The sequence below is a fragment of the Xanthovirga aplysinae genome (genome assembly GCF_009711365.1).
Taxonomy (GTDB): Bacteria; Bacteroidota; Bacteroidia; order Cytophagales; family Cyclobacteriaceae; genus Xanthovirga; species Xanthovirga aplysinae.
This window is the reverse complement of the sequence record NZ_SMMB01000673.1, coordinates 1-3,208: the sequence shown is the minus strand read 5'-3', so window position 1 is coordinate 3,208 and position 3,208 is coordinate 1. Positions and strand designations below refer to the sequence as shown.

Annotated in this window: 3 protein-coding genes; all 3 read left to right on the top strand. The window is 36.1% G+C overall.

Features of this window, described 5'->3' with window-relative positions; all coding sequences use genetic code 11:
• Window positions 1-30 precede the first annotated feature (30 nt).
• The 3 genes from E1171_RS04005 to E1171_RS03995 all read left to right on the top strand — a co-directional run bounded on the left by E1171_RS04005 (window position 31) and on the right by E1171_RS03995 (window position 3,065).
• Window positions 31-672 carry a hypothetical protein gene (locus E1171_RS04005; RefSeq protein WP_155204335.1) on the top strand — a complete coding sequence of 214 codons (642 nt, stop codon included), beginning with the start codon at window positions 31-33 and terminating at the stop codon, window positions 670-672.
• Between the two features lie 42 nt (window positions 673-714).
• Window positions 715-1,371, top strand: a complete 657-nt coding sequence (locus E1171_RS04000) for an HD domain-containing protein (protein ID WP_155204332.1) — start codon at window positions 715-717, stop codon at window positions 1,369-1,371.
• A 194-nt stretch (window positions 1,372-1,565) separates the two neighbouring features.
• Window positions 1,566-3,065 (top strand): M20/M25/M40 family metallo-hydrolase, encoded by a 1,500-nt coding sequence (locus E1171_RS03995; protein WP_187696241.1) that lies wholly within the window; start codon window positions 1,566-1,568, stop codon window positions 3,063-3,065.
• Window positions 3,066-3,208 lie beyond the last annotated feature (143 nt).

Below are 3,208 nucleotides of genomic sequence, written 5' to 3'. Positions count from 1 at the left end.
TTTTAACGTTGTAGGATAAATTCAAAAAATATGTCGTCACATCATTTTGTGAGAGAAGGGCAGGAACCTGCTTTGTTGATTATGGACCCGGAGAGCTTGCCTTTGGATCAAATTCAAGGGTTTTTAGAATGGAGTCCAACAGTCCTTGTTGCGGAAGAGGCTTTGGAGAAGGTTTTAGAATGGGGTATAAAAATAGATGTGGTAATTTGTCAGGAGCCGACTTTAAGGGATTGGCACAAACATTTAGTGGAACAGGCGCCAATCAAGTTTCTTTCATTTCCTGAAGGCGAAGATCCTCTATTAAATGCCATTTATTTTTTAATAAGTAAAAAAGAAACTGCTGTAAATGTGTTATCTGATCCTTTGACAAAAGGGCAATCCTCTCGCATGGAATTTTGTTTGAATGCGATGAATCAGTTAAGGATTGTATTTTATGACCGAAATAGAAAATATCAACTTATCAAAGAGCGGTTTGAAAAGTGGATTCCAAAAAATGAAGAAATTCAATTAATTCCTTTGGCCTCATCCTGTTCTCTTACCATTCAAGGCTTGGAATCAAACTTTGAGAATTTCATTTTGGAGAAAAAGCAAAATCTTACAACAAAAAAGGAAGGGAAAGTCATTATTGAAGGGAATGGTGTGCCATTTTTGGTTTCAGAATCTATTTTCTAGGGTTTAATTTATTGAAATGAAGGCTGTCTAATATTAATGTTGATGAAAAATAAGGAAATAATAGAAAAAACTATGGCTTTTGTGAAAGAAAGTCTTGCCGGAGCCGAAGGAGGACATGATTGGTGGCATATTCATCGAGTATGGAATAATGCTCGTTCTATTGCTACTAATTTGCCTGTTGACATGCTGGTAGTAGAGCTTGCGGCTCTTTTACATGATATAGCGGATTCTAAGTTTCATAACGGTAATGAAGAATTGGGCCCTCAGAAAGCGGGTGAATTTTTAGAGGGATTGGAAATTTCACCCAATGTAGTGGAGCATGTTCAGAAAATTATCCAATACATGTCTTTTAAAAATTCTATGGAGGGAAAATCCTCTTTTAACTCTTTGGAAATGGAGGTAGTGCAGGATGCCGATAGATTGGATGCCATTGGAGCTATTGGAATTGCGAGGGCCTTTAGTTATGGAGGTTTTAAAAATCGTTCCTTGCATGACCCTAAAGTGAAACCGGTTTTAAATATGACTAAGGAGGAGTATAAGAAAAATACCGGCCCAACCATCAATCATTTTTACGAAAAGCTTTTGCTTTTAAAGGAAGGAATGAATACAAAAACCGGGAGAGAACTCGCTAATCAGCGTCACAAGTATATGGAAGATTTTTTGGAGCAATTCCTTGCTGAATGGGACGGCGGACGTTAACTAAGAAACTTTAGAATAAAAAACTGTTTAGGAGACTATTTATATTTACTTTTATTGGGTAAAAACAAAGAAATTGTCATTCTCATAATCCTATTATCTATTTGGAATACTAATCAAGATTCGGCAAAATCTTATTATACTTAGAAACAGAAAATCAAGATTTAGATATTTTAAGATGTTTTAACTTGCAAATTATGATTCATACTGACAAACTAGGTTTTAAAATCTGTTATCCTTTTCTCCGGAAATTCATTTTTCCGATTGTTTTTTTATTTCTTATGGCTTGTCAAAGTACTTCAAAGGATGAACATAAAATTTTATCAGCTATTAATGAGGAGGTGATAAACAATTCCCAAGCTTATGCTACTTTGGAGGAAGCCAGCCAAACAATAGGGCATCGTCTCACAGGGTCTGAAAATGGTCATAAAGCTGAACAATATGCACATGATTTGCTCCAATCCTATGGCTTTGAGGATGTAACCTATCAGGAATTTGAGGTAGAAGCTTGGAGTAGGAAAAGTGTTTCCTTAAATCTGATGAATTCTAATGAATCCAAAGCTATTCCTGCAGTTAGCCTTGCTCATTCTCCTATTCAGGCAAAAGTAGAAGGTCAATTAGTAGATTTGGGAAATGGTTTTCCGGAGGATTACAAAGGAAAAGAGGAAATAATAAAAGGTAATATTGCTCTGGTTTATATTGATATTTTACCAGATAGCCCAAAATCCAGCCATAATTTACACCGTTCTGAAAAGACTGCTCTTGCTATTAAGCATGGGGCTACTGGTGTTGTTATTATTAATCGGGTAGACGGAGGAGTGTTGCTCACCGGAACTGCCTCTATTGATGGAGGGTTGATTTCAATTCCCGCAGTTTGTATTGGCAAAGAAGAGGGGATGGCCTTAAAAGAAGCTTTAAAGAAGGATAAAATTACGGCAAAAATTGAAATGGAAAATGTGGTGGAACCCATTATGGCCAGAAATGTCATCGCTACATTGAAGGGTAGTGGGTTGCCGGAAGAAAAGATTGTTATTGGAGGACATTTGGACTCCTGGGATTTGGCTACTGGAGCTATTGATAATGGGATTGGTTCCTTTGCTGTGTTGGATATGGCAAGAACATTTAAAGCCTTGGATTTAAAGACAAAAAGAACGATTGAGTTTGTGATGTTTATGGGAGAAGAGCAAGGACTTTTAGGTTCAAAGGTAATGGTGGAAAAACTAAAGAAGGACCAAAAACTGGGGCAGGTAAAATATATGATGAATGTAGATATGTCTGGAAACCCAATTGGTTTTAATGCAAGTGGTCGTAAGGAAGCTAAAGTCTTCTTTGGTAAAGTTGGGGAAAAAATCCGTTCAATTGATACCGTCTTTACCAATAAAAATAGAAATAGGGCAGGCCTTCATAGTGATCACCAACCTTTTATGTTGGAAGGAATTCCGGTGGTAGGTTTGGTTAGTAATTTAGATCCTAAGGTTTATTCTTGTTATCATTCAGACTGTGATAGTTTTGATTTGGTGGATGAAACTCACCTAGAGAATACAGTTCGTTTTGGAAGTATGATGTTATATGAATTGGCTAATGCTAATAATTTACCGGCCCAAAAACTAAACCATGAGGCCAATCGAGATTTTTTAATTGAGAATGGTTTAAAGGAAAAACTTGTTCTGGGTGGAGAATGGAAATGGGGAGAATAAATTAATTATAAATTGTTTAAAACTACACAAGAAAAAACCTTTGGTTGTTTGCCAATTATTTTTTTTAATCATGTTTTATTTGGTTTGAAGTAGGCTCAGTAACATTCCTTAGTACCAAGATTTACTTTACAACGCATTAAGAG